Source organism: Nocardioides salarius (assembly GCF_016907435.1).
Lineage (GTDB): Bacteria > Actinomycetota > Actinomycetes > Propionibacteriales > Nocardioidaceae > Nocardioides > Nocardioides salarius.
Genome location: NZ_JAFBBZ010000001.1, coordinates 3,653,917 through 3,675,696 on the forward strand (window position 1 = coordinate 3,653,917; position 21,780 = coordinate 3,675,696).

Here is a 21,780-nt window from a genome sequence, read left to right on the forward strand (position 1 = left end):
TCGTCGATGCCAGGCCCGAACGGCTACAAGTACCTGCTCAAGACGGTTGTCGTCGGCGATGGGGAGCGCGATTTCTCGACTCCGCTCACGCGCTACTACGCGAGACCGGCACCACCGCCGGGAAGGTGGATCGGCTCCGGAGTCGCCGACCTCGGACTCAAGGAGGGCGGCGAGGTCACCCAGGCTCAGCTGGAGCTGCTGATCGACCACGGCCGCCATCCGGTCACCGGCGAGCGGCTCGGCCGCGCCTACCCCATCTACGGGACTACGAAGCAGAAGGCGGTGGCCGGCTTCGACTTCTCGTTCTCGATCCCGAAGTCGGCAAGCGTCCTGTGGGGTGTCGCCGACGCCGGCACACAGGCGATTATCGCCAACGCCCACCACGACGCGATCGGGGATGTCTTCGACTTCATGGATTGCGTGCTCGCTGCTACCCGCATGGGCGTCGGGACGCCCGATGGCGCCGTCGCGCAGGTCGAGACGACGGGGTTCATCGCGACCGCCTACGAGCACTGGGACTCCCGCGCCGGGGATCCCCACCTGCACACCCACGTCGTCATCAGCAACAAGACGCTGACCTCGATCGACCGCAAGTGGCGTTCTCTCGACAGCCAGGCGGTGTACGCCTGGGCAGTGGCCGTGTCCGAGCTGCACCAGGCCGTCTTCGCTGACCATCTCACCCGCGCGCTCGGAGTCGATTGGGAGCCGCGATCCCGCGGCCGAGACCGCAATCGCGAGTGGGTCATCGCGGGTGTCCCACAGTCCCTCTCGAAGCTGTTCTCAAGCCGAGCAACCGCGATCGACGCCGCGGCCGACGACCTCATTCAGCAGTACGTCGCCAAGCATGGCCACCGACCGAGCCGCGCCGTCGTGCACAGGATCCGCAACCAGGCCAGCCTCGCGACGCGGCCGTCGAAGCAGTCCCGATCTCTGGCCGAGCTCACCGACGTGTGGCGGCGTACGGCGTCGGCACACTTGGGCGAGGACGCCACCGCCTGGGCGCGGGACCTCGCGAGCGACGCAGCGCCGCGCACACTTCGCGCGGACGACGTACCGCTCGATGTCGTGGACGCGCTCGCTTCCTCCGTTCTCGCCGAGGTCGAGGAGAAGCGCTCCACGTGGCGCCGCGTCAACCTGTACGCCGAAGCCCCCGGCAGACCATGTCCTGGCGCTTCGCGACGACGACCGAACGCGAGGCGGTCACCGGGATGATCGTCGACGCCGCAGAGGCCTGGTCGCTGCGGCTGACGCCGCCCGAGCTCGCGACCGTCCCGCCGGTCTTCACCCGGCGCGACGGCACGAGCGTCTTCCGACCGAGGCAACCAAAGCTGACCAAAGGCATTCCGAAGTAGCAGTTGGGCGACCAGATCGTCCCCAGAGGTCGCAGGTTCAAATCCTGCCCCCGCTACAAGGCTCAGAGGCCCCTTCTCACCAATGCTGGCGAGAGGGGGCCTCTGGCGTTCCCGGGGTGTCGCCAGCCCTCGTCGTCGCGCAGGCCAGGAGTTCCGGCCGGCGTCGCAGCCAGGTCACCCCGCGGTCATCGGGGCGTCGCACTCGGCCGACAGCGTCCGGGTCGTCAGCCCCACTTCGACCCGCTCGGGAGATCGATCATGCGCGTGGCCTCACGTCTGTCCGTCCTGCTCGCCACCACCCTCGCCGGCGCCGCGGCGTCCTCGGCGTTCCTCGCACCGTCCGCCGTCGCGGCGGCCGGTCCGCCGGAGCACGTCGGCGTCGCCAACGTCGCCCACCGCGGCGCGATGGGCCACGCCCCGGAGAACACGATGGCCGCCTTCGAGCTGGGGGTGGAGATGGGCTCCGACCTGGTCGAGGCCGACGTGCAGCGCTCGAAGGACGGAGTGCTGGTGCTCGTGCACGACACCACCCTCGCGCGCACGACCGACGTCGAGGAGGTCTTCCCCGACCGGGCGCCGTGGCGGGTGGGCGACTTCACCTATGCCGAGATGCAGCAGCTCGACGCGGGCTCCTGGTTCTCCGAGGAGTACGCCGGCGAGCCGATCCCGACGATGGCCGAGATGGTCCAGCAGCTCCGACGCGGCCGCGCCGGCATCCTCATGGAGGTGAAGTCTCCGGCCCTCTACCCCGGGATCGAGCAGCAGGTCGCCGACGAGCTCGCGAGCTTCCCCGGCTACCTCACCTCCGCGGTCCGGTCCGAGCGGCTGGTCGTGCAGAGCTTCGACTGGGCCTCCATGGCCCGCTACCACGAGATCCAGCCCTCGGTGCCCGTCGGACTGCTCGGTCGTCCCGCCGAGTCGCTCCTGCCCGAGCTGTCGACCTGGGCCGACCAGATCAACCCGAGCTTCCGCTCCTTCGACGCGGCGTACGTCGACGCCGTGCACGACGCCGGCATGGAGGTGCACACCTACACCGTCAACGAGCGGGCCGACATGCACCTGGTGCTCGACCGCGGGGTGGACGGGGTGATCACGAACTTCCCCGACGTCCTCGAGGACGTGCTCGCCGAGCGCCGCACCCGCGCCCGCGCGGCCTAGGGCCGACGAGGCGCCCGGCCTCGTCATCATCCGTCTGACCTGCGGAAACGCGGGTCAGGCGGGAATGTCGGCGGCTGGTGATTGGGTGGAGTCATGCTCAAGGACGCGGTGGTGGAGGAGATGTCGGAGGAGGCTGTCCTCGACACCGCTGCCGAGCTCGCGACCGCGGCGCAGCGGGCTGAGGTGGGGTTGTTGCGGGTGGCGTACCGGTGGGCGGTGCTGCACGACCCCGCCCGCCCTGGGGTGCTGGGTCCCAAGGTGGCGGTGCTGCCGGGGCGGGAGAAGGCGCGCCAGTACGGCGGTGAGGGCACCGCGCCGGTCAGTGAGTTCGCGGCCGCCGAGCTGGGTGTCCGGATCGGGCGCACCACCTACGCGGCGGCTGCTCTGATCGCGGACGCGCAGGACCTGCACCACCGCCACCCGGTGCTGTGGGCACGGGTGGTGGCCGGGGAGGTGCGGTCCTCGTATGCCCGGTTCGTGGTGACCAAGACCCGTGAGCTGACCGCGGTGGAGGCGGAGTGGGTCGATGCGGAGGTCGCGGAGTCCGCGGACGGTCGGATTCCGTGGACGCGGTTCGAGGCGCTGGTGGTGGGCAAGGTCGCCGCCGCGGCCCCGGAGCTGGCGCGGGAGAAGGAGGAGCGTGCCCGGCGCGCGACGTTCGCGAAGATCGTGGGCAAGCCCGAGCACGGGATGGCCTCGTTCCTGATCCGCGCCCCGATCCCGGTGATCACCCAGCTCGACGCCACCATCGGTGCGCTCGCGGAGCGGCTGCGCGGGCAGCTGCCCGATGATCCGCACGCCGCCGACCCGATCCGTCAACCGGTCGGGGAGGAGCAGCCCGACGAGGCGACCACGGTGGTGTGCGCCGACGAGCGGCGGGTGCTGGCGGTGCTGATGCTCGCCCACCCCGACACGGCTCCCGAGGACCTCGACCTGACCGGGCTCACACCGAGGGTGGAGGTGGTGGTCCACCTCGACGGCCACGACATCAGCACCGACAGCGGCACCGGTGGCGTCCCGGCGATCGCGAGGGTGGAGGGCCACGGCCCGGTGACCCGGGAGTGGGTCCGCGAGGTCCTCGGTCGGCACGCGAGGTTCACGATCCGCCCGGTGTTCGACCCACTCGGACAGGTGCCCGTGGATGCCTACGAGATCCCGGCGCGACATAGGCGGGCCGTGCGCGTGATCTCGCCGGCCGACGTCTTCCCCTTCTCCTCTTGCACCAGCAACACGATGCAGACAGACCACACCGACCCCTGGGCGCCCGGGGTGGCCGGTGGGTCGAGCGAGGTCGGGAACTACGGACCGATGACCGCCACCCACCACCGGGTCAAGACGTTCGGACACCTGCGGGTCAAGCAACCCTTCCCCGGCATCTTCCTGTGGCGCGACCGCTTCGGTGCCATCTACCTCGTCGACCCCACCGGCACCCGCCGCATCGACCACGCCGCCTGAGCAGGTGCAGTCGCCGATCTACACCGATCTCGGTAGCAGCGCCCGCCGCGGCGCGGCAGGTGAGGGGGCAGGGGCGTAAACTCCGCTCGTGAACGACGTGCACGTCATCGCCTACTTCGCCGATGACCCGACCCGCACCTACCAGCTCGTGCAGTGGCTCGACGTGCTGGCGCTGCTGCACGAGCAGCACCCGGTGGCGATCGTGGTGCGCGACGCAGCCTCGGGTGAGGTGCTGCGCGAGCGCACCGACCTGCCGGTGCTCACGGCGGTGGAGTTCCCCGAGCTGACCGCGCTCTACGACCGGCTCGACGCGAAGGTCGTGCTCTACTGCAACAACTCGATGCTCAACTTCCAGTCGCTGCTCGACGGCCGTCGCCTGCACGTGCACATCAACCACGGCGAGAGCGACAAGCAGTCGATGGCCAGCAACAACGCGAAGGCATACGACCGGGTCTTCGTGGCCGGCGAGGCCGCGGTGCAGCGCCACGACAGCGGGCTGCTCGAGCTCGACACCCGTCGGCTGGTGCGCACCGGGCGCCCCCAGCTCGACCTGCGCCCGGCGCCGCTGCTGGCGCCCAGCGCCCGTCGCACGGTGCTCTACGCCCCCACGTGGGAGGGCGACGCCGACTACAACGACTACACCTCCCTCGACGTGCTGGGGGCGCTGATCGTCGAGGCCGTGCTGGAGGTGCCCGACGTGCGGCTGGTCTACAAGCCGCACCCCAAGATCGTCACCAGCACCACCCCGGCGGTGCGCGACGCGCACCTGGAGGTGCTGCGCCTGGTCGCCGAGGCCGGCGAGCGGGACCCCGGGGCGGGGCACGCGCAGGTGCTGCGCGGCGACATCCTCGCGGTCATCCCCGACTGCGACGCGATGATCACCGACGTCTCCTCGGTCGGCCTCGACTGGCTCTACCTGCGCACCGAGAAGCCGATCTTCCTCACCGACCGCCACCACGACGGTGAGCGGCTGCGCCGCGAGGTGCCCGTCAGCCGCTGCGCCGACGTGGTCGACAGCACGACGGTCGGCAGGCTCACGAGCCTGCTCACGGCGCGGCTCGAGCGCGACGAGCACCACCTGGCCCGGCTGGCGATGCGCCACCACTACTTCGACGACCTCCAGGTCGGCGACAGCACCCGCCACTTCCTCGACTCCGTCTCCGACCTGGTGCACCTGCGCGACCGCCTGGTCGGCGAGGTGGCCGGCGACGAGCAGGTCGTCGACACCATCGCCTGAGCCGCCCGCCAGGCACTACCGTCAGCGGATGGCCCTGGTCCCCAGCCGCACCACGTCGCGCCGGCTCCGATCGGCGTACGTCGCCGTCGCGGCCCTGGACACCCTGCTCGCCGGCACCGCCGGCCGGCGGGCGCACCGGGCCAGGACGGTGACCAAGCCGCTGCTGATGCCGGTGCTGGCGGCGTCGCTCGCCACCGACCCGCGGGCGACGGGGTCGCCGCTGCGCACCACGACCCTCGCGGCGCAGGCCGGCGGGTGGGGCGGCGACGTGCTCCTCCTGGGCGCGGCCCCCGAGAGGTTCATGGCCGGCGCCGGCTCCTTCGCGCTGGGCCACGCTGCCTACATCGGCGGTTTCCGGTCGCGGCGCGGGGCACCACGCTGGCCGGCCCCGGCGGCCCTCGGGCTGCTGTGGGGGCTGACCGCGCCGCCGCTCGCGCTGGCCGCCGCGCGCCAGGACCGCCGGCTGGGCGCGACGATCGCGGCGTACTCGGCGGTGCTGACCTCGATGGCCGCCACCAGCACCCAGGTCGGCCCCTCGGTCGGGGCGGCGGCGCGGCGCCGCACCATGGCCGGTGCCGGGCTGTTCCTGCTCTCCGACGCGATCATCGGGCTGCGCGAGCTGTGGCTCACCGACCCGCCGCAGCGCCTCGAGTCGGCGGTGATGCTCACCTACGCAGCGGCCCAGCTGCTGCTCGCCGAGGGTGCCGCGCTGGCCGGCGACGGCACTGGGTGACCCGACGGGCCCGGGCCGGGACGAGGCCGGGTCAGGACGAGGCCGGGACCCCCAGCTCGTCGAGCAGCCGACGGACCCGCCGCTCGATCTCGTCGCGGACCGCGCGCACCTGCGCCAGGTCCTGGCCCTCGGGGTCGTCGAGCGTCCACTCCTCGTACCGCTTGCCCGGCAGCAGCGGGCAGGCCTCGCCGCAGCCCATGGTGACCACCACGTCGGCGGCACCGACGATCTCGTCGGTCCACGGCTTGGGGAACTCGGAGGAGATGTCGACGCCCCGCTCGGCCATCGCCGCCACCGCCACGTCGTTGAGCCCGCCGGCCGGCGCGGAGCCGCCGGACCAACCGACCACGCGGTCGCCGGCCAGCTCCTCGAGCAGGCCCAGCGCCATCTGGGAGCGCCCGGAGTTGTGCACGCACAGGAACAGCACGACCGGCCGCCCGTCGTCGACGCGGCCCTCGGTGCGCGCGAGCGCCTGCAGGCGCTGGCGGGCGAACCGCTCGGCGAGGAGGGGGACGTAGTGGACCACCGACGCGGTCGCGCTCAGCTCGCGCACCGACGAGCGCAGCAGGCGGTCGATGGTCGCGCGGTTGAACGTGGCGGCGAACTCGGTGGCGAGGCGGTCGAGGGCTGCGTCGACGGCCACGCGGTGCTCGAGCGGGTCGGGGTGGTGGGTCGTCACGGCGGTGCTCCTCAGTAGTTCAATGAATGTTGAGGCAATACTCGTTGAGGCGACCGGCCCCGGTCAATCGGACGCGACGATGCCGTGACCTCAGGCCGGCTCTCGTAGGCTGGCAGCGCCGTGGGTTCCCCTGACGCCCTGTCGACGTCGTCACCCGCGGTGGAGGAACCATCACTTGGCAGCCCACCCCGCAGCCCCCGCGTCCCACTGCCCGAGCCTCGGCTCCGTCGTGCGCCGGGTCTGCTCCAGCCTGCTCGTGGCCGTCGTCGTGCCGGCGGTGCTCTTCTACGGCGTCTTCGCCCTGGCGGGGGTGTGGCCGGCGGTCGTGGCCGCCCTGCTCTGGTCGTACGGCGCCATCGGCTGGCGGCTGCTGACCGGGCGCCGCACCTCGGGACTGCTGGTCCTGGCTGCCGTGCTGCTGACCGGACGCACCCTGCTCTCGGTGCTGGCCGACAGCACCTGGCTCTACTTCCTGCAGCCGGTCATCAGCGACGGCGTCGTCGGGCTGCTCTTCCTGCTCTCGCTCGCCAGCGCCCGGCCGATGGTCGCCCGGCTGGCCGGCGACTTCTACCCGATGGACCTCGAGATCGCGATGCGTCCGCGCATCCGGCGGCTCTTCTGGCACCTCACCGCTCTGTGGGCGGCGCTGGGGATCGGCAAGGCGGCGCTGACCCTGTGGCTGCTGCAGACCCAGACGCTCGAGACCTTCGTGCTGGTCAAGAGCGCCTCGATGCTCGCCATCAACGTGCTGGCCGCGGTCGCCACGGTCGCGCTGGCCGCCTTCGTCGCCGGGCGCGAGGGCCTGCTCGGCTCCCCGCTCGCCCTGACGGACGCTGGTCGCCTCGCCCACCGTGGAGGGCATGACGACCACCCCGTCCCACGCCGCGGAGCTCGACGAGATCGCGGACCTGAACGAGGAGCTGCGCCCCGAGGGCGACGAGCTCGACGACCTGGCCGGGCCGGAGGGCCTGCCGGCGTGGCGCCAGGGCTACCCGTACGACGCCAAGCTCGGCCGCCGCGACTACGAGCGGACCAAGCGCAGGCTGCAGATCGAGCTGCTGAAGCTGCAGGCGCACGTGAAGGACTCGGGCCTGCGGGTGGCCGTGCTCTTCGAGGGACGGGACGCGGCCGGCAAGGGCGGGGCGATCAAGCGCTTCACCGAGCACCTGAACCCGCGTGGTGCCCGGGTGGTGGCGCTCGGCGTGCCCACCGAGCGCGAGCGCAGCGAGTGGTACTTCCAGCGCTACGTGCCGCACCTGCCCAGCGGCGGCGAGATCGTGCTCTTCGACCGGTCCTGGTACAACCGGGCCGGCGTGGAACGGGTGATGGGCTACTGCACGCCCACGCAGTACCTCAACTTCATGCGCGAGACCCCCGAGCTCGAGCGGATGCTCGTGCGGTCGGGGATGCACCTGGTCAAGCTGTGGTTCTCGGTCTCGAAGCAGGAGCAGCTCGCCCGCTTCGAGGCCCGCGGCCAGGACCCGGTCAAGCAGTGGAAGCTCTCGCCGACCGACCTCGCGAGCCTCGACAAGTGGGAGGCCTACACCAGCGCCAAGCAGACGATGTTCTTCCACACCCACACCGGTGACGCGCCGTGGACGGTGATCAAGTCCAACGACAAGAAGCGCGCCCGGCTCGAGGCGATGCGGGTGCTGCTCTCGCGGTTCGAGTACCCGTCGAAGGACCACGAGCTGGTCGGTGGACCCGACCCGCAGCTCGTCGGGTCGCCCAAGGAGGTCACCGGTGTCGAGGACGGCCCGGCGCGACACTTCCCCAACCCGGTCGAGGCCTGGTCCTGAGCCTCCCGCGACCCTGGTCGGTCTTCACCGCTCGGCGGGCAGGTCGACCCGGAACCTCGCACCCCGCCCGGGGGCGGTGTCGACGCCGAGGGTGCCGCCGTGCGCCTGCACCAGCGAGCTGGCGATGGCCAGCCCGAGACCGGTGCCGCCGTCGGTGCGGTTGCGGGACTCGTCAGCGCGGTAGAACCGCTCGAACACCCGGCGCGCGTGGTCGGCGTCCATGCCGGGCCCCTCGTCGGCGACCTCGACCGCGACGCGCGCGGGCGCGCCGTCGTCGCCGCTGCGGGTGCTGACCGAGACCGTCACGCGGGTGTCCTCGGGCGTGTGCCGCAGCGCGTTGCCGAGCAGGTTGTCGAGCACCTGGCGCAGCCGGGGCGCGTCGCCCACGACGACGGGCAGCCCGTCGAGCGAGCCGACCTCGAGGACGACCGGGCGGTCCGGCTGCACCGCCCGTGCGCTCTCCACCGCCTCGGTCGTCAGGTCGAGCAGGTCGACCGGCTCGCTGGCCAGCGGCCGCTGCTGGTCCAGGCGCGCCAGCAGGAGCAGGTCCTCCACGAGCAGGCCCATGCGCTGCGCCTCCGACTCGATGCGCCCGACCACGCGGCGTACGCCGTCGTCGTCGCTGACCGCGCCCTGGCGGTAGAGCTCGGCGAAGCCGCGGATCGTGGTCAGCGGGGTGCGCAGCTCGTGGCTGGCGTCGGCGACGAAGCGGCGCATCCGCTCCTCCGACGTGCGCGCCGCCTGCTCGCCCGCCTCGCGCTCGGCGAAGGCCGACTCGACCCGGCCGAGCATCACGTTCAGCGCCGCCGCCAGCTGGCCGACCTCGGTGCGCTCGTCGGCCTCGGGCACCCGCTCGGACAGGTCGCCGGCGGCGATCGCGGCGGCCGTGCGCTCGACGTCCTGCAGCGGGCGCAGGCTGCCCCGCACGAGCAGGTAGCCGACCGCGCCGACCACGGCGAGCGTGACCACGCCGATGACCAGCAGCAGCAGCACCAGGCGGTCGAGGATGCCCTCCACGTCGTCGAGGCTCTGCGCGACCATCAGGGTGCCCGAGGAGCCGTCGGCCAGCGTCACCGGCACCGACCGGACCCGCCACCGGCCGTCACCGCTGACCGCCCCGACCGTGAAGGTGTCCTCGGCGTCCTCGGCGTCCTCGGCCGCGGGGTCGCTGGGCAGCAGCGGCAGCGGCTCGTCGTCGACGAGGTTGCTCGTGGGCCCCAGCACGACCTGGCCCGACTCGTCGACGACCTGCACCACGAACTCGCTGGGCAGCGGGCCGCGCCCCTGGGGGCCCCGGGAGCGGGTGGGCGTCTCGCCCAGCCCGGTGCTGCCCGCCAGGACCGGCGCCACCCCGCGCAGCTGCTCGTCGACCCGGTCGAGCAGGTAGCCGCGCAGGGTCGCGTGAGTGGCCAGGCCGGAGCCGACCAGGGCCAGGGTCACCACCAGCAGCAGGGTCGCCACCAGCGCCCGGCGCAGCGGCACCCGCCCCACCAGCCCGGCCAGCCCGGCCGGCCCGGCCGGCCCGGCCAGCCCGCGCACGCTCAGGCCCCGCTCGGGACGCGCAGCACGTAGCCGACGCCACGCACGGTGTGCAGCAGCCGCGGCTCGGTCGTGTCGACCTTGCGGCGCAGGTAGGAGACGTAGGACTCCACGACGTTGGCGTCGCCGCCGAAGTCGTACTGCCAGACCCGGTCGAGGATCTGGGCCTTGCTCAGCACCCGCCCGGGGTTCTGCAGGAAGTAGCGCAGCAGCTTGAACTCGGTGGGGGAGAGCGTGACCTCGCGCCCGTCCTTCCAGACCTGGTGGGAGTCCTCGTCGAGCTCGACGTCCTCGAAGCGGAACCGGGTCGACGGCACGCTCGCCGCGCCCTGCGTCGTACGCCGCAGGACCGCGCGGATGCGGGCCACGACCTCCTCGAGGCTGAACGGCTTGGTGACGTAGTCGTCGCCGCCGAGGGTCAGCCCCTGCACCTTGGCCTCGGCGCCGTCGCGCGCGGTCAGGAAGAGCACCGGGCACAGCCGGCCCTCGGAGCGCAGCCGGCGCACGACCTCGAAGCCGTCCATGCCCGGCATCATCACGTCGAGGACCACCAGGTCGGGTCGCCAGTCGCGGGCCACGTCGAGGGCCGCCCGCCCGTCGGGGGCGGTGCGCACCTCGAAGCCGGAGAAGCGCAGGCTCGCCGCCAGCAGCTCGACGATGTTGGGCTCGTCGTCGACGACCAGGAGCCGGGCCTCGGGCGGGGTGCTCTGCGTCGGTGTCACGCGACCATCCTTGCGCGCCGTCCCGGTCGGTGGCTGTGCGCTGCCTGGGAGGAACCTGTGAGTCACGGTCGCCGCGGCGGTGGCCCGGGGCTGCCGCCACCGCCGTCGCTGCCTACGATGGCCGGGTGCGTGGGGCCGCCGGGGTCCTGCGCGGCACGAGGGGGTCGGCGAGACGTGAGCAGCGGACGGCACCGCGCGCCACGACCCGCGCCGCGAGCGGTGCCCCGTCGGCACCGGGCCGTGGTCGGCCTCGGCGCGGCAGGGGCGCTTGCGCTCGGCGCGCTGGCGATGCTGGGCCCGGTCGGCGCGGAGTCCTCGGTCGCCGAGGAGACCCCCGCGCCCGCTGCCGCCGACTCCGCGCCGAGGCGCACGGCCGCCTCGCTCGGCAACGTCGGAGCCGCCGTCGTCGACCCGGTGCGCGGCCGCGACCCACGCCCCGAGCCGGAGCCGGAGCCGGAGCCCGAGCCGGTGCCGTACGCCGGCCCCGGCACCTTCGAGGTGGCCCCGGTCGAGCAGCCGCCACCCCCGGGCACCCTCACGACGTACACGGTCGAGGTCGAGCGCGGGCTGGCCGCCTCGGGCATCGACGCCGCCGAGGTCGCCGCGCAGGTGCGCGCCATCCTGGGCGACCCGCGCAGCTGGGTGCGCGGCGAGGCCGGGGTGCTCGAGCCCACCGCAGCCGACCCCGACCTGCGCATCCTGGTGACCACGCCGGCCACCACCGACCGCTTCTGCGCCCCGCTCAACACCCGCGGCGAGCTGTCGTGCCGCAACGGGGGAGTGGTGGCGCTCAACGCGGTGCGCTGGGTGCGGGGCTCGCTGGCCTACGACGGGGGGCTGCGCGGCTACCGCCGCTACCTGGTCAACCACGAGGTCGGGCACGCGCTGGGCAACGGCCACGAGAGCTGCCCGGGCCCCGGCCTGCCCGCCCCGGTGATGCTGCAGCAGACCGTGGTCCTCGACGGCTGCGTGCCCAACGCCTGGCCGTATCCCTGAGCTCGGCGCTGTTCGGGGATCGCCTGACGTCCCAGCAGCGGGAGACCACCGCCGCGACCTGGGCAACCTCGACCGCGAGACGAGGTGGAGGGGGTTCGCCCGGACTGGGGCGGGTCAGCGGGTCGGGTCTAGTAGGAGGTGACCGTGCTGAACGTGCTGCCGCCGTCGTCGCTGCGCAGGAGCTCGTCCTGGGTGGAGACGTAGACCGCACCCGACGTCGTGACCGTCATCGCCTGCACCGCTCCATCCACCGTGGCCTGCTCGGACCACTCGTCGTCGGCGTCCTCGGCGGTGTGGACCTGGCCGGTGGGAGAGATGCCCACGAGACCGCCGTCCTCGGCCCAGTCCACGAGCATCAGCAGCGGCGCGTCCGTCAGCGGCGAGAAGCTCTCGCCGGCATCAGTGCTCAGGAGGAGCCCCGCCTCGCTGGTCGCCACCAGGGCATCGGAGCCCGGATCGGCAGCCACGTCGGCGACCGGCTCGGGCAGGGTGCGCTCGCTCCAGGTCAGCCCGGCGTCGAAGCTGCGCAGCAGTCGCACGGCGCCGTCGACGCCGTACAACGCGCTGCCAGCAGCGTCCAACGCGTGGAAGTCCGCTTCCCCGGCCAGGGAGACCCCCTGCCAGGTCTGCCCAGCATCGCCCGAGGTGATGAGCCCCAGGGCCGCCGGGCCTTCCTCGCCGGGCCCGGGGTGGCCGCTGGCGTAGTAGTCGCCGCCGGCGGTGACGGTGAATCCCATCAGGTCGGTGTTCAGCTCCCCGACCGCCGAGGGGGCATCACCGTCGGCGCGCAGCGCGAAGAGTCCGTCGTGGGTGGCCAGGAGCAGCCGTCCGGTCCCGGGCTCCTCCGCCAAGCCGTGCACGTGGTCGGGGGAAAAGGCGGCCTCACCTTGCGTGGACTGCTCGCCACCTGAACATCCGACCAGCGGAGCAGTCAGCAGCAGTGCTGCCGTGACGAGTGACCTGCGGCGAGCGCGGCCGGGGCGGGGGTGGAGGGTGGACATCGATCGACCTTCCGGAGAGGGGCTACGAAGCACGATCGTAGCCAAGGGCTGGATGCGGGGCGCGACGCGGGGTGCGGGCTAGCATGGCGATCGGGCGACGGGACGGGGGGAGGCATGGGTCTGGGGCCACTCGAGGCGGCGGTGATGGAACGACTCTGGTCCTGGGACCGCCCGGCAACCGTGCGCGACGTGCTCGAGGACATGACCCGACGACCGCCGCTGGCCTATACCACCGTCATGACGGTGATGGACAATCTGCACCGCAAGGGCCTGTTGCTCAGGGAAAAGCAGGGGCGTGCCTACCTCTACCGCCCCACCGGGTCTCGCGAGAGCCACACGGCGGAGCTGATGGGGCAGGCGATGGTCGGCGCCAGCGACCGCAGCGGCGTCCTGCTGCGTTTCGTCGAACAGCTCAGCCCCGAGGACCTGGTGGCGTTGCGCGAACTGGTGGCTGACGCCGGTGAGCGTCCGGAAGCGGACCCCCAGCCTCCGCTGGCGTGATCGCCGCCTCGCTGCGCGGTCCGTGTCCTCCAACCGTGGTGACCCGAGCGGCCCACGCGGCTCTCTCGCCCGTCCAGCTCGACTGGGTGCTGGTCCACGAACGGGCGCACCTGCGCGCACGGCACCACCGCACGTGCTGGTCGCCCATGCCCTCGAGCGCTCGTGAGCAAGTGGGGACATGGGCGGCGATCGCGGGCGTCGTCACGCGCCAGCCGCTCGAGATCGGTCGGCCGGTGTCTCGACGGCCGTGTCCCGGCGCCGGAGGAGGCTCGACAGCGCAAGGCGGACGAGCAGCAATGTCAACGCCAGGACTCCGACGACGTCGCTGAAGCGAGCGACCCGCACGCCTGGTGTCGTCGTGTCGTAGAGCCTTGCCTCGACGACCCGGGCCGCTGGTGTGGTCACGGGGAGCCGGGAGCGCACCGACCCGTCGGCGGCGATCAGGCCGCTCACGCCGTTCACCGATGAGACGACCATGTCACGTCCGGTCTCCACCGCTCGGGCGCGGGAGATCAGGAACTGCTGCTCGGGTTGGGAGGTCCCGGTGAACGCGGCGTTGCTGGTCTGGACGACGACCAGGTCCGCGCCCGCCCGGACCTGGGCGCCGATCGTGTCGGCGTAGGCGACGTCGAAGCAGATCCCGACCGCCAGGTCGAGACTTCCAGCGGGCAGTGGCTTCGGTGCTTCGGCACCCGCGAGCATGTCGCGCGGGATCTCGTCCAGGCGCGGGGAGATCCAGGCCAGTCGGTCCCGCCACGGGATGTACTCGCCGAACGGCACGGGATGTGCCTTCGTGTAGCGGCCGCCCGGGCCGTCACGACCCCAGAGGAGCGACTGGTTGAGGGCCGTGCCGGCGGTGGGGCCCTCGGCGATCGCGGCGATGAGCAGTGGCGCGTCGCCGGTCGCCACCACGCTGGCCTCGACCGCAGCGCGGACCGCGGGATCCACCAGCGGGTCGGCCGGTAGCGAGCTCTCCGGCCACACGACCAGGTCGAGGAGCGGTTGATCCGAGGCGCGCAGCTCCTCGGACAGTGCTTGGGTCAGGGCGAGGTGGCTGGCCAGGATCGCCTCGCGGTGTTCCAGCACCCTGGTGCCGTCGCCGGGGACGTCTCCTTGCACGATCGCCACCCGTGCGGTCTCGGTGCTGGGGCCGGGGTCGGTGGTCGAGCCGGCGACGAGCAGTGATGCGAGGCACAGGGTGACGGCCACGCGACCTGCCGTGTCGTGCACGCCCTCGCTGCGTGGTCGACGGACGTCGGTTGCCCGAGCCAGCCAGGTGACGGGTCGACGGGTGACGACCACTCCCGCCCAGGCCAGCAGGAGGCTGGTCCCGCCGACCCCGGCGAACGCCAGGAGGCCGGACCAGGGGGTGTCGAGCGCGGTGGTCCCCAACCGCCCCCAGGGCAGGCCCCCCAGCGGCCAGCTCGATCGCGCAGCCTCCACGCCCCACCAGGTCGCCGCCAGCACCAGGGTGCTGCCCCGTCGGGCGCCGGTGGCACGCGCGAGCAGGGCGGTGATGGCCGTGCCGGCCGCCCCCCAGGTCACCAGTGCGCCCCAGGCGAGCGGTCCGGTCGAGGCGATCACCCACCACAGGTGGGTCGACCAGAAGGCGAGACCGAACGAGAGCCCGCCCGTCAGGGCGCCTCGCCATGAGCGTGCCCTGCTCCAGCCCACCAGGACCGCACCCACCGCCAGCGGTGCGAACCAGCGGACCGTCGCCGAGTCGAAGGCGAGGCCCAGCGCCAGCGCCGCCGCCGTTGATCCGAGCACCGTGACCGCTGTGCGAATCATCGCGGAGAGCCAATGGCGTGACGCTTCATACTAGTGACGATAGTAGCGGGGAGTCCTGGGGGCTCAGGGACGTCTTCCACACCTTGTTCCATCCAGGCGAACACGGCGCGTCCAGTGCACGGATCTGCGCTGCACTGTGAGCGGTCCGACGACGAGAACGGCGAAGTCTCTGAGGCACCCGCCCCGTTGAAATGACCCTTGTAGCCGCACCATAGGCTACGGCGTGTGAGGCGAATGGGATTGGTCCCAGCGCGGCGCCGCGGGGGGTCCTCCGGCGTACGCCTCCTCGTGCTGCTCGTGACATTGGCCGGGCTTTCCTCCATGCACGGCCTGTCCGATCACGGGACCGCGAGCCATGGCCCCGCCGAGTCGTACCGCACGGGCACCCACCAAGCCATGGGGGCCGGGTCCACCAATACCGTGGACGACGTCACCATGCGCATCCACACGGCCGCCGACGTGACGGGCACCAGCTTGGACACCGCCATGAAGAGCGGCGGTGCCGCTCCCACCAGCGGCGTCGTCGAGTCCGGAGACATGTACGTCGGGATGGCTCTGTGTCTGGCGCTCCTAGCCGGCGCGATCTTCCTGGCGCTGCGTCGCCGCGGTCTCTCGTACCCGCTCTCTTCGGTCGTGACCACGAACACGAGCCGGGGCGTCCTTCCGTCGCGCACTCGCGACTCTGACCCGCCCGACTTGTACGCCCTCTCGATCCAAAGGTGCTGACAGGCGCTGCCACCGAGCTCTCCGCATCGTGAGCTCGGGTGGTCCTCGCGCCCGCACGTACCTCACGCCGCGTCTGTGCGGCATCAAGGAAAGAGACAACTGTGTTCGCCCTTACCCGCATCAAGAACGTCGCCATCGCCAGCGCTGCCGTCCTCGCCCTGTCCGGCGCCCTCGCTGCCTGCGGCGACGATGCGACCGACGCCACCGCCGACCCCTCCGCGGGACGGACAGCCGAGAACGGCGACGTCTTCAACGGCGCCGACGTGCAGTTCGCCACCGACATGATCCCCCACCACGCCCAAGCCATCGAGATGGTCGCTCTCACCCAGGGACGCGTCCTGGACCCCGAGGTTGCCGCCATCGCCGACGAGATCCGAGGCGCACAGGAGCCCGAGATCCAGACCATGACGACGTGGCTGACCGACTGGGGCCAGGACGTCCCTGACGCATCAAGCGGCATGGACATGGGTGGCGACGACATGTCGAGCATGTCGGGGATGATGAGCCCCGACGAGATGACTGGCCTGGCCGAGGCTTCCGACGCCGAGTTCCAGGACATGTGGATCGAGATGATGATCGCGCACCACACCGGCGCGATCGAGATGGCACAGGCCGAACAGGGCAACGGCGAGTTCCCGGATGCGATTGCGCTGGCCAAGGAGATCGAGTCCGCTCAGCAGATCGAGATCGAGCAGCTTGAAGGCCTGCTCAGCCCCTGACCCCGGGCTTCACGCCCCGGTGAAGCGGCCTCACCCAGCAAGCGTTTCCCCCGCCCCTGGGTGGGGCCGCTCGGGTCCCTCATCTGTTGCCGGCTCATGCGGCTCACACACGAAAGCACCGTCGATGAACACCTCACATTCCGTCTCTGTGCCGTACCGCACCCCTCAGGGACCTCCCGCCCCCAAGCGCCGAGCAGCGCTGATCATCGGCGGCACCGGGGCTCTGCTCGCCGTCGCCCTCATGGTCTGGGTGCTCAGGGGCGACGATCATTCGAGCGCACCCGGGGCTGTCGGAGCCGGCGGGACCGTCGCAGTCGGACACATCCACGGCATCGGCATCGATCCTGGCAACGACCGCCTCTACGTCGGCGCGCACGAGGGCGTATTCGCGGTCGGCGACAGCGGAGAGGTGCAGCCGGTCGGCACCGAACGTTTCGACACGATGGGCTTCACCGTGGCCGGGCCAGGTCGGTTCCTTGCCAGCGGGCACCCCCAGCTCGACAGCAACCGTGCCCCGCACCTGGGGCTCTTCGAGTCGAGTGACACCGCAGCAACGTGGTCGAGCGCGAGCCTCGAAGGCGAGGCCGACTTCCATGCCCTGGATTCGACCGAGACCCGCATCTGGGGTGCTGACTCGGTGGGCGGGCGGCTGCTGACCAGCTCCGACGGTCGTGAGTGGGACCTGCTCGCCGAGGGCCAGTTCATCGACGTCGCGGCTGATCCGACCGACCCAGAACGCGCCCTGGCCACCGACAGCACGGGACGGCTGCGCTCATACGCAGCGACCGGTGACGAGAGTGGGCTCTCCGGAGCCCCGGTCCTGACCTTCCTCGACTGGCCCACCGACGACGAGCTGGGCGGACTCGCTCCCGACGGCACGACCCTGCTCTCGCGCGACCAGGGCGCCACCTGGCAGACACGGGCCAGATTGCCCGGCAGCCCCTCCGCGTTCGAGGCCGGCGACGAGGCCTGGTACGCCGCGAGCGACGCCGGCCTGTTCACCTCCAGCGATGACGGGGCGACCTGGACGCCGTTGTTCACCTACCAGGGCACACCATGACAGGCGCGCACAGACGAGCGCCTGGACATGCTCAGCCTTGTACGACGCAGAGCCGCGGCGCACACCGCGCGCAACCTGTCATGACCCCCCCACGTCTGGGGAGCAGGTCGCGGCCAGCCAGGGTGCTGTCCCGTCGGGCGCCGGTGGCATGCGCGAGCAGGGCGGTGTTGGCCGTGCCCCGCCGCCCCGGTGGCGTGACACTTGTACTAGTGACGATAGTAATGGGGAGTCCTAGGGTGGTGGCATGGACGTGGTGACCGCCGTCGTGGGTGCTCTCCTGGTGCTGCTGGCGCTCAGGGACGTCTTCCACACCCTGTTCCATCCCGGCGACCACGGCGCGTTCAGTGCGCGGATCTGCGCTGCGCTGTGGGCGGTGGGCTCACGGGCCGGCCGACGGGGCGAGCTGCTAGCGGGACCACTGTCCGTCGTCCTGGCCATGCTGCTGTGGATCGCCCTGCTGGTCGCCGGGTTCGCCCTGCTCTACCTCCCGCTGCTCCCGGCTGGCGCGACGTACGGGCACGGCGTGCCCAGCCGGGGCGGGGTCGAGGGGGCTGCCTACCTCTCGTCGGTCGCCCTCGCGACCCTGGGCCTGGGCGACGTGGTCCTGACCCAGCCCTGGGCGCGGCTGCTGGTCCCGTTGCAGGGACTGCTGGGTTTCGGCGTGCTCACCGCGGCCATCGGGTGGACCAGCCAGATCTACCCGGCGTTGGCGCGGCGCCGCTCCCTCGCCCTCGACCTCAGTGCCGCCCTGCGAGCGACGGCTCACGACCGGGTCGCCGTCGACCAGCTGCACCGATGGACAGCTGCCCTGAGCGCCGTCACGGTCGACCTGGTGCAGAACTCCGAGACGTTCTACTTCCGTGAGAGCGACCCCCGGCTCGGTCTCGGGTCGCTCCTCAGAGATCTCGACCTCGTGACCGCCGCTGCACGTGAAGGCGTCGAAGACCCCTCGGACCGGCAGGTCGCGCAGGGCGCGCTCGACGAGCTCGTGGATCATCTGCTCGTGGTCCTCAGCGCACAGTTCGACCTACCGACAGACCGGTCGGGGATGCTGGCCGCGTTGGCACCGCGAGGCGCCGCCAAGGACTGAGCCTTCCTGGTCGTGCCTCCCGGATCTGGAGCCACGCTCTCGGCACAATCGCCCCATGCCCCCCGAACCCACCCACCGACGTTCCCTCGTGAAGGCGGCCGTCGTCGGCGGTGTCGCCGTCGGCGCGGTCGGGGTCGCCGTGCGACTCGACCCCTCCTCACGCCCCGACGACGACCTCGCGCCCGGCGGCGCCCTCGAGCTCTCCGCCGACAGCGGGTCGGATGTGAAGTCCCTCGAGGTGCGCCTCGACGACACGATGCTGCGCCGCTCCTCGCAGGCGCGCTGGTCGACCAGGGCGCTGCCCACCTCCGTGCACTCCATGGTCGCGGTGACCTGGCAGGGCGAGAGCACCGCCGAGGTGTCGGTGCGCTCGAAGGTCGCCGGCCAGTGGGGCCAGTGGGCGGTGCTGCCGACCCTCGACGACCACCCCGACCCCACCGACGCCGAGGACACCGCGGTCAATGGCACCCACCTGCGCTGGGTGGGCCCCGCCGAGGGCGTGCAGGTGCAGGTCAGCGGCGTGCGCCCCGAGGCGCTGACCCTGGTGCTGCTGCACCCCGCGCCGCGGCCCGAGGACGAGCTCGACGAGGTGCCGGCCTCGCTGGTCGCCGGGCGCTCCACGGCCGCGCGCCAGGGCGAGCCGGTGCCGCGGCCCGCGATCCGCACCCGCAAGCAGTGGGGCGCCACGGAGTCCTGGCGCGACGGCTCGCCGCGCTACAACTCCACCATCGAGCAGCTGCACGTGCACCACAGCGCCAGCGGCAACGACTACGCCCCGGCCGACGTGCCGGCGATCATCCGCGGCTTCTACCGCTACCACACCCAGAACCTGGGCTGGAGCGACATCGCCTACAACTTCCTCGTCGACAAGTACGGCCGGCTCTGGGAGGGCCGGGCCGGCGGCGTGACCAAGCCGGTGCGCGGCGCGCACACCCTCGGCTTCAACGCCACCTCGGCCGGCGTCGCGGCCATCGGCAACTACGAGGTCGCCGGGCCGTCGAAGAAGATGCTGGGCGCGCTGGCCGACCTCGCGGCCTGGAAGCTCGACCAGTACGGCCGCAAGCCGCGGGGCAAGATCACGGTGCGCTCGGAGGGCAGCGACAGGTACGCCGCCGGCGCGATGGCGACGCTGCGCATCATCGACGGCCACCGCGACACCAACGACACAGCCTGCCCCGGCAAGCTGCTCTACGCCCGGCTCGACGACGTGCGCTCCGAGGCCCACCGGATCGTCAAGAGGTACCGCAGCAGCACGCCGAAGGTGCGGGCCACCCGGCGCCCCGAGGTCACCGGTCGCAGCCGACCGGGCAAGCCGCTCAAGCTCGACCCGGGAGCCTACGAGCCCTCGGGCGCCAAGGTCAGCGTGCAGTGGCGCCGCGACGGCAAGGCCGTGAGCGGGGCCACCGGCCTGCGCTACCGCTGCACCGAGGCCGACCTGGGCAGCGAGATCACCGCCCTGGTCAGGGCCACCAGCCCGGGGGCGGAGCCCACCCAGGACGTCGTCTCCGCCGGCCGGGTCACCACGCCGGTCAAGGTGGTGCCCTCGGCACGCTCGCGGCGCGGGCGGGTGCGCGTGCTGGTCGACTTCGTGCCGCCCCGGGGGCTGGCGGTGACGCCGACCGGGCGGGTGAGCATCAAGGTCGGCAGCCGCACCAAGACCGTGCCCCTGCGCGACGGCAAGGTGCGCACCACGCTGGGCAAGCGCCGTCCCATGCGGCCGGGCCAGCGCCGGGTCGTGGTCACCTACACCGGCGACCGCTCCTGCAACCCCTCGCAGCGCGAGACGACGGTCGAGATCGTCAGCTGAGCCCGGTGCTCGCCCTCACCCGAGGGCGAGCACGGGCCCCGCGACCAGGCCGAGAGCGACCGCACCGGCGGCGCAGCCCATCGCGAGCCCGGCCGGAAGCCGCCGCGTGGTGCTGTCCTCGTCCTGGCCCTCGTCCTGGCCCGCCGGGGCCAGGCAGGTCGCCAGCCAGCGCAGGTAGTAGGCCAGGCTCAGCACCGTGTTGGCCGCGACCAGCACGGCCAGCCACGCCAGCCCGGCCTCCCAGGTGACCGCAATGGTGGCGACCTTGGCCACGAAGACCGCGGTGGGCGGGGTGCCCACCAGGCCGAGCAGCGCCACGCCGAGCGCGGCGACCAGCCCGGGTCGGCGCCGCGCGACGCCACGCCACTGGTCCACGCGCACGCGCTCCGGCTCGGCGCGCAGCACGGCGAAGCAGGCCAGGTTGGTCACGGCGTAGCCGGCGAGGAAGAGCAGCACCGCCGGGCGGGCCCGCTCGACGCTCGGCACGGCGGCCACCACGGCGAGCAGGTAGCCGACCTGGCTGATGGTCGACCAGCCCAGCAGCCGGCGCACGTCGCCCTGGGTGAGCGCCGCCAGGTTCCCCGCGGTCATGCCCAGCGCGGCCAGGGCGGCCACCAGCAGCGGCCACACGTCCTGGCGGGGCAGCGCCTCGAGCAGCCGCATCACCGCCACCACCGCCCCCAGCTTGGGCACCGTGGTCAGGAAGGCGGCGCTGGTGACCCACGAGCCCTGCACCGCGTCGGGCACCCAGAAGTGCGCCGGCACCGCCCCGGCCTTGAACAGCAGCCCGAAGGCGACCAGCACCACTCCGGCGGCCCCGGCGGCGGCCGGCGCGTCGCGCACCCCGGCGCCCAGGTCGGCGTACGCCGTGGTGCCCGCGAGGCCGAAGAGGACGCCGGCCCCCAGCATCAGCACGATGCCCGAGAGCGCACCGACCAGGTAGGTCTTGAGCGCGGCCTCGGGGGCGGTGGCGGCCGCGGACAGCCCGATCAGCCCGTAGAGGGGGATGCTGGCCAGCAGGAAGCCGACCACGAGCACGGCGAGGTCGGTGGCCCCGCCCACCACCAGCACGCCGTCGGCCCCCAGCAGGAGCAGGACGTAGACCTCGCTCTCGCGGGGGTGCCCGGCCACCTCGTCGCCGGCCAGCACCAGCAGCACGAGCAGGGCGACGCCGACCACGAGCCGCAGCAGCCCGGTCGTCTCGTCGACCGCGAACGTGCCCGAGAACGCGGTGGTCGCGCCGGACAGCAGGCCGCGGACCGCGGCGGCGAGGAAGACCAGCCCCGTCAGCGCGGCCACCGCCCGGACGCGGCGCTGGCGCAGCCGCGGGGTCCACGACCCCAGCAGCAGGCAGCCGACCGCCCCGAGCAGGAGCACCAGCTCGGGCAGCAGCGCCAGGACGCTCGTGGTCATGC

20 protein-coding genes and 1 pseudogene are annotated in these 21,780 nt (G+C 72.6%); 15 read left to right on the forward strand and 6 right to left on the reverse strand.

Features of this window, described 5'->3' with window-relative positions; genetic code table 11:
* The first annotated feature begins 6 nt into the window (after positions 1 to 6).
* The 6 genes from mobF (at position 7) to JOE61_RS17530 (ending at position 5,935) form a co-directional block, all read left to right on the forward strand.
* Positions 7 to 1,212, forward strand: a complete 1,206-nt coding sequence (mobF, locus tag JOE61_RS17510) for a MobF family relaxase (protein WP_227491282.1) — start codon at positions 7 to 9, stop codon at positions 1,210 to 1,212.
* Entirely contained in the window at positions 1,209 to 1,352 is a 144-nt protein-coding gene (locus JOE61_RS21830; protein ID WP_227491281.1) for a hypothetical protein, read from the forward strand. The genes mobF and JOE61_RS21830 overlap by 4 nt, the downstream gene beginning before the upstream one ends.
* Before the next feature lie 258 nt (positions 1,353 to 1,610).
* A complete protein-coding gene (locus tag JOE61_RS17515) occupies positions 1,611 to 2,510 on the forward strand; it encodes a glycerophosphodiester phosphodiesterase family protein (RefSeq protein ID WP_193667636.1) in 900 nt (299 codons plus the stop codon).
* A 93-nt stretch (positions 2,511 to 2,603) separates the two neighbouring features.
* Positions 2,604 to 3,965, forward strand: coding sequence for a DUF222 domain-containing protein (locus JOE61_RS17520; RefSeq protein ID WP_193667635.1), 1,362 nt, complete (start codon positions 2,604 to 2,606; stop codon positions 3,963 to 3,965).
* 88 nt (positions 3,966 to 4,053) lie between these two features.
* Positions 4,054 to 5,202 carry a CDP-glycerol glycerophosphotransferase family protein gene (locus JOE61_RS17525; RefSeq protein ID WP_193667634.1) on the forward strand — a complete coding sequence of 383 codons (1,149 nt, stop codon included), beginning with the start codon at positions 4,054 to 4,056 and terminating at the stop codon, positions 5,200 to 5,202.
* Between the two features lie 28 nt (positions 5,203 to 5,230).
* The gene (locus JOE61_RS17530) at positions 5,231 to 5,935 is read left to right on the forward strand and encodes a lysoplasmalogenase family protein (protein WP_193667633.1); all 705 of its coding nucleotides are present in this window, start codon (positions 5,231 to 5,233) and stop codon (positions 5,933 to 5,935) included.
* Positions 5,936 to 5,966: 31 nt separating this feature from the next.
* Here the strand turns inward: JOE61_RS17530 and JOE61_RS22610 are convergent, their stop codons facing one another.
* Positions 5,967 to 6,614 carry an arsenate reductase ArsC gene (locus JOE61_RS22610; RefSeq protein WP_193667632.1) on the reverse strand — a complete coding sequence of 216 codons (648 nt, stop codon included), beginning with the start codon at positions 6,612 to 6,614 and terminating at the stop codon, positions 5,967 to 5,969.
* Between the two features lie 256 nt (positions 6,615 to 6,870).
* On the opposite strand from JOE61_RS22610, the pseudogene JOE61_RS22730 reads away from it, so the two are divergent.
* Positions 6,871 to 7,371: pseudogene (locus JOE61_RS22730) on the forward strand (VC0807 family protein); the annotation flags it as partial.
* A 103-nt stretch (positions 7,372 to 7,474) separates the two neighbouring features.
* Positions 7,475 to 8,413, forward strand: a complete 939-nt coding sequence (gene ppk2 / locus JOE61_RS17540) for a polyphosphate kinase 2 (protein ID WP_193667631.1) — start codon at positions 7,475 to 7,477, stop codon at positions 8,411 to 8,413.
* A 24-nt stretch (positions 8,414 to 8,437) separates the two neighbouring features.
* Here the strand turns inward: ppk2 and JOE61_RS17545 are convergent, their stop codons facing one another.
* On the reverse strand, positions 8,438 to 9,952 hold the full coding sequence (locus tag JOE61_RS17545; protein WP_307823081.1) for a sensor histidine kinase: 1,515 nt from the start codon (positions 9,950 to 9,952) through the stop codon (positions 8,438 to 8,440).
* A 2-nt stretch (positions 9,953 to 9,954) separates the two neighbouring features.
* Positions 9,955 to 10,674 (reverse strand): response regulator transcription factor, encoded by a 720-nt coding sequence (locus JOE61_RS17550; protein WP_193667630.1) that lies wholly within the window; start codon positions 10,672 to 10,674, stop codon positions 9,955 to 9,957.
* Positions 10,675 to 10,848: 174 nt separating this feature from the next.
* On the opposite strand from JOE61_RS17550, the gene JOE61_RS17555 reads away from it, so the two are divergent.
* Complete coding sequence (locus JOE61_RS17555) at positions 10,849 to 11,670, forward strand: DUF3152 domain-containing protein (RefSeq protein ID WP_193667629.1); 822 nt, start codon at positions 10,849 to 10,851, stop codon at positions 11,668 to 11,670.
* A gap of 128 nt (positions 11,671 to 11,798) precedes the next feature.
* On the opposite strand, the gene JOE61_RS17560 is transcribed toward JOE61_RS17555, so the two are convergent.
* Positions 11,799 to 12,530 (reverse strand): F510_1955 family glycosylhydrolase, encoded by a 732-nt coding sequence (locus tag JOE61_RS17560; RefSeq protein WP_193667628.1) that lies wholly within the window; start codon positions 12,528 to 12,530, stop codon positions 11,799 to 11,801.
* A 255-nt stretch (positions 12,531 to 12,785) separates the two neighbouring features.
* Here JOE61_RS17560 and JOE61_RS17565 point away from each other — a divergent pair, with 255 nt between their 5' ends.
* On the forward strand, positions 12,786 to 13,172 hold the full coding sequence (locus JOE61_RS17565) for a BlaI/MecI/CopY family transcriptional regulator (protein WP_193667627.1): 387 nt from the start codon (positions 12,786 to 12,788) through the stop codon (positions 13,170 to 13,172).
* 201 nt (positions 13,173 to 13,373) lie between these two features.
* On the opposite strand, the gene lnt is transcribed toward JOE61_RS17565, so the two are convergent.
* On the reverse strand, positions 13,374 to 14,963 hold the full coding sequence (gene lnt / locus JOE61_RS17570) for an apolipoprotein N-acyltransferase (RefSeq protein WP_193667626.1): 1,590 nt from the start codon (positions 14,961 to 14,963) through the stop codon (positions 13,374 to 13,376).
* Between the two features lie 288 nt (positions 14,964 to 15,251).
* On the opposite strand from lnt, the gene JOE61_RS17575 reads away from it, so the two are divergent.
* From JOE61_RS17575 to JOE61_RS17595, 5 genes are all read left to right on the forward strand, one after another.
* Positions 15,252 to 15,689 carry a hypothetical protein gene (locus JOE61_RS17575; RefSeq protein WP_193667625.1) on the forward strand — a complete coding sequence of 146 codons (438 nt, stop codon included), beginning with the start codon at positions 15,252 to 15,254 and terminating at the stop codon, positions 15,687 to 15,689.
* A 101-nt stretch (positions 15,690 to 15,790) separates the two neighbouring features.
* Complete coding sequence (locus JOE61_RS17580; RefSeq protein ID WP_193667624.1) at positions 15,791 to 16,408, forward strand: DUF305 domain-containing protein; 618 nt, start codon at positions 15,791 to 15,793, stop codon at positions 16,406 to 16,408.
* 148 nt (positions 16,409 to 16,556) lie between these two features.
* Entirely contained in the window at positions 16,557 to 17,468 is a 912-nt protein-coding gene (locus JOE61_RS17585; protein WP_193667623.1) for a F510_1955 family glycosylhydrolase, read from the forward strand.
* 244 nt (positions 17,469 to 17,712) lie between these two features.
* Positions 17,713 to 18,558, forward strand: a complete 846-nt coding sequence (locus tag JOE61_RS17590; protein WP_193667622.1) for a potassium channel family protein — start codon at positions 17,713 to 17,715, stop codon at positions 18,556 to 18,558.
* Between the two features lie 55 nt (positions 18,559 to 18,613).
* Positions 18,614 to 20,365: an N-acetylmuramoyl-L-alanine amidase gene (locus JOE61_RS17595; RefSeq protein ID WP_193667621.1), complete on the forward strand. Its 1,752-nt coding sequence runs from the start codon at positions 18,614 to 18,616 to the stop codon at positions 20,363 to 20,365.
* Positions 20,366 to 20,380: 15 nt separating this feature from the next.
* Here JOE61_RS17595 and JOE61_RS17600 read toward each other — a convergent pair whose 3' ends face one another.
* Positions 20,381 to 21,778, reverse strand: a complete 1,398-nt coding sequence (locus tag JOE61_RS17600; protein WP_193667620.1) for an NADH-quinone oxidoreductase subunit N — start codon at positions 21,776 to 21,778, stop codon at positions 20,381 to 20,383.
* Positions 21,779 to 21,780 lie beyond the last annotated feature (2 nt).

Coding starts and splice junctions, on each gene's coding strand:
- mobF (WP_227491282.1), top strand. CDS start 7: ATGCCAGGCCCGAACGGCTACAAGTACCTGCTCAAGACGGTTGTCGTC.
- JOE61_RS21830 (WP_227491281.1), top strand. CDS start 1,209: ATGATCGTCGACGCCGCAGAGGCCTGGTCGCTGCGGCTGACGCCGCCC.
- JOE61_RS17515 (WP_193667636.1), top strand. CDS start 1,611: ATGCGCGTGGCCTCACGTCTGTCCGTCCTGCTCGCCACCACCCTCGCC.
- JOE61_RS17520 (WP_193667635.1), top strand. CDS start 2,604: ATGCTCAAGGACGCGGTGGTGGAGGAGATGTCGGAGGAGGCTGTCCTC.
- JOE61_RS17530 (WP_193667633.1), top strand. CDS start 5,231: ATGGCCCTGGTCCCCAGCCGCACCACGTCGCGCCGGCTCCGATCGGCG.
- ppk2 (WP_193667631.1), top strand. CDS start 7,475: ATGACGACCACCCCGTCCCACGCCGCGGAGCTCGACGAGATCGCGGAC.
- JOE61_RS17565 (WP_193667627.1), top strand. CDS start 12,786: ATGGGTCTGGGGCCACTCGAGGCGGCGGTGATGGAACGACTCTGGTCC.
- lnt (WP_193667626.1), bottom strand. CDS start 14,963: ATGATTCGCACAGCGGTCACGGTGCTCGGATCAACGGCGGCGGCGCTG.
- JOE61_RS17590 (WP_193667622.1), top strand. CDS start 17,713: ATGGACGTGGTGACCGCCGTCGTGGGTGCTCTCCTGGTGCTGCTGGCG.
- JOE61_RS17595 (WP_193667621.1), top strand. CDS start 18,614: ATGCCCCCCGAACCCACCCACCGACGTTCCCTCGTGAAGGCGGCCGTC.
- JOE61_RS17600 (WP_193667620.1), bottom strand. CDS start 21,778: ATGACCACGAGCGTCCTGGCGCTGCTGCCCGAGCTGGTGCTCCTGCTC.